At 65.4% G+C, this 5,858-nt stretch carries 5 protein-coding genes; 1 reads left to right on the plus strand and 4 read right to left on the minus strand.

Annotation, left to right across the window (positions count from 1 at the left end):
- From AC1DWI_RS11810 to AC1DWI_RS11825, 4 genes are all read right to left on the minus strand, one after another.
- Positions 1-1,072, minus strand: a 1,072-nt coding sequence (locus AC1DWI_RS11810; protein WP_477724886.1) for a DHA2 family efflux MFS transporter permease subunit, incomplete at its 3' end; no start/stop codon positions are given.
- Positions 1,073-1,172: 100 nt separating this feature from the next.
- Complete coding sequence (locus AC1DWI_RS11815) at positions 1,173-2,549, minus strand: EmrA/EmrK family multidrug efflux transporter periplasmic adaptor subunit (protein ID WP_477671608.1); 1,377 nt, start codon at positions 2,547-2,549, stop codon at positions 1,173-1,175.
- 58 nt (positions 2,550-2,607) lie between these two features.
- Entirely contained in the window at positions 2,608-4,140 is a 1,533-nt protein-coding gene (locus AC1DWI_RS11820; protein ID WP_477671628.1) for an efflux transporter outer membrane subunit, read from the minus strand.
- A 106-nt stretch (positions 4,141-4,246) separates the two neighbouring features.
- On the minus strand, positions 4,247-4,789 hold the full coding sequence (locus AC1DWI_RS11825) for a MarR family winged helix-turn-helix transcriptional regulator (RefSeq protein WP_477671607.1): 543 nt from the start codon (positions 4,787-4,789) through the stop codon (positions 4,247-4,249).
- A gap of 79 nt (positions 4,790-4,868) precedes the next feature.
- On the opposite strand from AC1DWI_RS11825, the gene AC1DWI_RS11830 reads away from it, so the two are divergent.
- On the plus strand, positions 4,869-5,858 hold a 990-nt coding region (locus tag AC1DWI_RS11830), incomplete at its 3' end, for an ABC transporter transmembrane domain-containing protein (RefSeq protein WP_477724887.1).

The following is a 5,858-nucleotide window of genomic DNA, read 5'->3' on the forward strand; positions in this document are numbered from 1 at the left end:
GCACCAGCGCAAATACCATGAAGGCAAACGCGGCGAAGCGGCGCGGGTCAACTTTCGCGATGTTCTTGCCGACGACGGGCGACAGCAGCAACGCGAAGGCGCCGACAGGCGCCAGCACCATGCCGGCCTGCGTGGCGGTGTAGCCCATGTATTGCTGCAGCCACAGCGGCAGCAATACGACGTTGCCGAAGAAGAGTCCGTAGCCCACCGACAGCGCCAGCGCGCCGGCCCAGAAGTTGCGCTTCTTGAACAGCGTGAGGTCGACCACCGGATGCTCTTCCGTCAGTTCCCAGATCACGAAGGCGATCAGGCCCACCAGCGCGATGATGCCGAGCGCAATCACTTCACCGGAATGGAACCAGTCGAGCTCCTGGCCCTTGTCGAGCATGATCTGCAGCGCGCCGACCCAGATGACCAGCAGCGCCAGACCCACTGAATCGATGGGGAGCTTTCGCGTGACGCTTTCACGCTTCCGGAAGATGCTCCAGGTGATGAAGGCAGCGCCAAAGCCGACGGGAATATTGATATAAAAAATCCAGGGCCATGAAATGTTGTCGGTGATCCAGCCGCCCAGGAGCGGCCCCATCACCGGCGCGATCAGCGTGGTCATGGACCAGAGCGCCATGGCCAGCCCCGCCAGTGCTTTCGGGTAGCTCGACAGCAGCAGCGCCTGCGACAGCGGGATCATGGGCCCGGCCACCAGGCCCTGCAGCACGCGCAGAAAAATCAGCGTGGTCATGTTGGGCGCGAGGCCGCACAGCCACGACGTGAGCACGAACAGCATGACGCTGGCCGTGAACAGACGCACCTGGCCGAAGCGCTGCGATAGCCAACCGGTGAGCGGCACGRCAATCGCATTGGCCACGCCGAAACTGGTGATGACCCAGGTGCCCTGGTTGGGGCTCACGCCCAGGTCGCCGGCAATCGCGGGCAACGACACGTTGGCGATGGACGTGTCGAGCACATTCATGAATGTCGCGGCCGACAGGGCCAGCGTGCCCCACAGGCGGGCGGAGCCTGTCAGCGGCGGCGGCTGGACATAGGCGGGGGCGGGAGCAGGTGCGGAAGCCATGAAAGCCTTGCGAATAAGGGGCTGGTGGAAACCGCTACGGGAAATCGCTGCGGTTGCGCGAGCTGGAAGTGCGGGTTGCGGGTTGTGTGAGGCTTGTGGCTTAGGGCGCCACGCGGTTGCCAGCCAGCGACAGCGTGTGGCTGAACGCGAGGCGCTGCGCATCGGCGCCGGCCTGGGCGGGCGAAACAGCGCCGCCCTGCGGCAAGGCCGGCCTGACTGCGACGGCGGGCTTGGCCAGCTTCACGGATTTGCCGGTGTTGGCGGCAATGACGCGCTGCACATCCTTGTCGGCCGCGTCGTCAGGCGTGCCGTAAGTCTGGCTGTGTGCCAGGGCAGCGTCGCGCGGCGCATCGGCCAGGGTCTTGCCTTCCTTGCTGCTCACGTCCACTTCGGCGTCCATCGACAAGCCCACGCGCAGCGGGTTGTCGGCAAGCTGTTTGGCGTCCAGCGCGATGCGCACCGGAACGCGCTGCACCACCTTGATCCAGTTACCGGTGGCGTTTTGTGCGGGCAGCAGCGAGAAAGCCGCACCGGTGCCGACGCCCAGGCCGGCCACCTTGCCCTTGTATTCCACCTTCTTGCCGTACAGGTCAGCTACCAGCGTCACGGGCTGGCCGATGCGGATGTTGCGCAGCTGGACTTCCTTGAAGTTGGCGTCGACCCAGACCTGGTTGAGCGGGATGATGGACATCATCGGCGCGCCGGCGGCCACACGCTGGCCGAGTTGCACCGTGCGCTTGGCCACATAGCCATCCACGGGCGCCAGCAGCGCGGCGCGCTGCGTGGCCAGGTAGGCCTCACGCACCCGGGCGGCGGCAACCTGCACGCTGGGGTGCTGTTCGACGCTGGTGCCTTCGGTCAGTGCCTGGTTGCTGGTGAGTTGCTCACGTGCAGCGACCACACCGGCCTGCGCCGCAGCCAGCGCGCTTTTGGCGGTGGCCAGCTGCGTCTGCGCGTGGTTGAGTTCTTCTTTGGACACCGCGCCGTTGCCGGTGAGCGACTGGCGGCGATTCAGGTCGTCGCTGGCGCGGGCGATGTCGCTTTGCGCCTTGACCACATCGGCATCGCGCAGGGCAATCTGCGCTGCCAGCGTGCCGTTGTTGGCGTAGAGCGTGCGCACCTGGCGCACGGCCTGGGCCAGTGCGGCCTCGGCCTGTTCCAGCGCAACCTTCGCATCGGCCGGGTCAAGCTGCACCAGCGTCTGGCCGGCTTTCACGAAATCGGTGTCGTCGGCCATGATGGCCATGACGGTGCCGCCGATCTGCGGCGTGATCTGGATCACGTTGCCCTGCACGTAGGCGTTGTCGGTGGACTCGTAATGGCTGGCCACCAGGTATTCATAGGCAGACCAACCCAGCCCTGCAACGACCACCACGGCCGCGAGCGCCGTCAACGCCTTTTTGCGTTTGGGGTTTCCTGCGGGCGGTTGTGCTGGTGCGTCGGAAGCTGGGGAGTTGGTAGATGTTGTGTCGCTCATGATGGTGTCAGGTGTTGGTTGATTCGGAACGATGCGTTACTTGCGTTTGGGCCGGCGCTTAATGCGCTGCGGGCAATTTTTCAGAATTAAAACCGGCTGTAGCCCAATCAGGACGAGCGCCAGCAGCTATTGTTTTTGTAGCATCCTGCGCTTGCGGCGCCTGCGCCGAGGGATTGCCGTAGCCGCCGCCCAGGGCGCGTATCAACGCGACCTGTGTGTCGAGCGCGCGGGCCGAGAGGTCTACCGCCAGACGGCGCTGTGCCAGCACGCTGGTTTCGGCGGTCAGCACATTGAGGTAGGTGCCCAGGCCGGCCTTGTAGCGCTGCACGGCGATGTCATAGGCGCCTTCCGCGGCTTCCTGCGCGGCGCGCTGCTCGGTTTGCTGGCGCGTGATGGCTTGCGATGACGCGACCTGGTCGGCCACATCGCGCACCGCGTCGATCACGGCGGCGTTGTAGCTTTCGACAGCGGCGTCCAGGTCGGCCGTCTTGCCGCGCAGGTTGGCACGCAGGCGGCCGGCGTCAAAAATCGGCAGGCGCAAGGCCGGCCCGACACCCCACTGCTGGCTGCCCGAGTCAAGCAGGCGACCGAGGCCGATGCTGGAAAAACCGGCGAAGGCGACCAGGTTGACGTTGGGGTAGAACTGGGTTTTGGCGTTGACCACGTCTTTGGACGAAGCCTCTACGCGCCACCGCGCAGCGGCGATGTCGGCGCGCCGGCCCAGCAGGTCGGCGGGAATGGCCGTGGCGGTTGCTACGTTTTTGATAGCTGCTTGCGCCGGAAGGGAAAGGGCTGCAGTGCCATTTTGCTTGCCAATGAGGGCGTCGAGCGCGTTGCGCGTGAGGGCCATCTGCTCTTGCAGGGTTTCGAGCTGCAGGCGCGCTTCGGGAAGGCCGCCTTCGCTCTGGCGCAGCTCCAGGCGGGTGTCCAGGCCGGCGTCGACGCGGTCGCGCACCAGCTTGAGGGTTTCTTCACGCTGGGCGAGCGTGCGGCGGGCCACCGTCACCTGCTCGTTCAGGCGAACCAGCTGAAAGTAAGTGCGGGTCACATTGCTGGCCAGCAGCAAGCGTGCGGCCTGCGCGTCTGCTTCAGCGGCACTGGCGGTGCCCAGCGCGGCATCCAGCGCGGCGCGGTTTTTGCCGAAAAAATCAAGCTCCCAGCTCACCGCGAGCTGCGCTGTACCGCTGTTGCGGATGGAGCCTGCCAGTGGTGCGGGCACTGCGCCATTGGCGGTGTATTGCTGGCGCGTCAGGTCCAGCTGCCCGGTGACCTGCGGCAGCGTGGCGGCATCGGCAACCTCGGTGACGGCCAGTGCGCGCGCCAGGCGGGCCTGCGCAAGCTTCAAGGTCGGGCTGGTTTGCAGGGCTTGGTCGACCAGGCCGTTGAGCTGCACATCGCCAAACTCGCGCCACCATTCGGCGGCCAGCGGCGCCTGGGCCGGCGTTTGGCTGGCGGTGTCGGCAGCCAGGCCCAGCGAAGGCGCGTCACGCAGGCTGGAATGCGGCGCGATGCCCGACATGTCGGCACAGCCCGTGAGGCCGGTCGCCATCAGGCCCACGGCCACCACGCTGGCGGCGGCCACCAGGGCCATACGGAAAGAGGCGCGCCAGAGCGGCAGGCGCGGCTCAGCGTGTTCGGCCTGGTTCACCGAAACGCAAGCCGAGACAGAAGCGGACGCGCTGCAAAGGGTGTTGCTGTTATTTGTCATCTTTTTCATTCGCTGCTTGAAGGGCTTGAAGGGTCTGCGCTGTTTCAAGGATGCGGCGCAGGTAGCCTTTGAGGTTTTGCCACTCATCGACCGTGAAGCCGGCCAGGTGGGCGTTTTGCACACGGCTGAGCACCGCAGGGATTTCTTTCGCGGCTTCGCGGCCTTCGGGTGTCAGTTCGATATTGACCACGCGCCTGTCTTCGCTGGAGCGGATGCGGCGGCAAAAGCCCTTGGCTTCGAGCCGGTCGAGCAGGCGGGTCATGGAGCCGGCATCGAGCTGGCACACACGGGCGAGTTCAGCCACCGTGGAGGCCTTGCCGAGGTAGATCTTGAGCATGGGCACCCACTGCGCGTTGGTGAGGCCCTGGGGCTCCAGTTCGCGCGTGACCTGCTGGGAGACGCTGTTGAGGATCTGGCGCATCAGCGCACCGGTGCTTTGCCCGGCGTCGTAATCGGTCGCGCAATAAAACTCGGCCGGCAACCCACAAAGGGGAACTGGGACAGCTGGCGGACGGCTGGATTCGGATTTCATGGACACGAATAATACATGCCTAGACAAACATTGTCAAGGCTGTGTTTGTACAGACATCTTTTATGGCTAAACTCCCCGCATGGCTACTTCTTCCCTTTCCAATGCGCCCAAGGGCGCGCCCCGCTCCCTTTCCGGCCTCGTTCCCTTCCTGCGTCCCTACCGGGGGCGGATTGTTCTGGCGATGTTTTTCCTGGTGATGGCGGCCGTTGCCACGCTGGTGTTTCCGCTGGCCCTGCGCAGCCTGATTGACGGCGGGCTCAGCGCGGCGGACAAGGGCCAGCAGCTGATGGCGCTGCGCACCCATTTCTTTGAGCTGTTTGGGGTGGCAGCGGCGCTGGGCCTTTTTTCGGCAGGCCGCTTTTACATGGTGAGCTGGCTGGGCGAGCGCGTGACGGCAGACCTGCGCAATGCGGTCTACGCGCATGTCGTGCGGCAAAGCCCCGAGTTTTTTGAAACCACACAGACAGGCGAAGTGCTCTCGCGCCTGACCGGCGACACAACGCTGGTGCAGACGGTGGTGGGCTCTTCGCTCAGCATGGGCCTGCGCAATGCCGTGATGGGCGTGGGCGCGCTGGGGATGCTGGTCTATACCAACCCGTACCTCATGGTGCAGGTACTGGTGGTGCTGGTGTTGATCGTCGCGCCCTCGGTCTGGTTTGGCCGGCGTGTACGCAAGCTGTCGCGCGCCAGCCAGGACCGCGTGGCCGACTCCAGCGCGATCGCGGCCGAAGTGCTTAACGCCATTCCGGTGGTGCAAAGCTACACCGCTGAAGGCCGCGAGGCCGCGCGCTTTGATGCGTCAACCACCAATGCCTTCAACACTGCGATTCGCCGCACCAGGGCGCGCTCGGTGCTGGTGGCTTTCATCATCATCGCCACGTCGGCGGCGCTGCTGTGGGGCCTGTACCAGGGCACGCAGGCGGTAATGCGGGGCGACATCACGGCGGGCCACCTGGGGCAGACGGTTGTTTACGTGATCATCCTGGCCAGCGCGGCGGCCGTGCTGGGCGAGGTCTATGGCGACCTGCTGCGGGCGGCCGGCGCCACCGAGCGGCTGATGGAGCTGCTG

Source organism: Polaromonas sp. P3_C2, assembly GCF_056402675.1.

Coding starts and splice junctions, on each gene's coding strand:
- AC1DWI_RS11820 (WP_477671628.1), bottom strand. CDS start 4,140: ATGGCCCTGGTGGCCGCCGCCAGCGTGGTGGCCGTGGGCCTGATGGCG.
- AC1DWI_RS11815 (WP_477671608.1), bottom strand. CDS start 2,549: ATGAGCGACACAACATCTACCAACTCCCCAGCTTCCGACGCACCAGCA.
- AC1DWI_RS11825 (WP_477671607.1), bottom strand. CDS start 4,789: ATGAAATCCGAATCCAGCCGTCCGCCAGCTGTCCCAGTTCCCCTTTGT.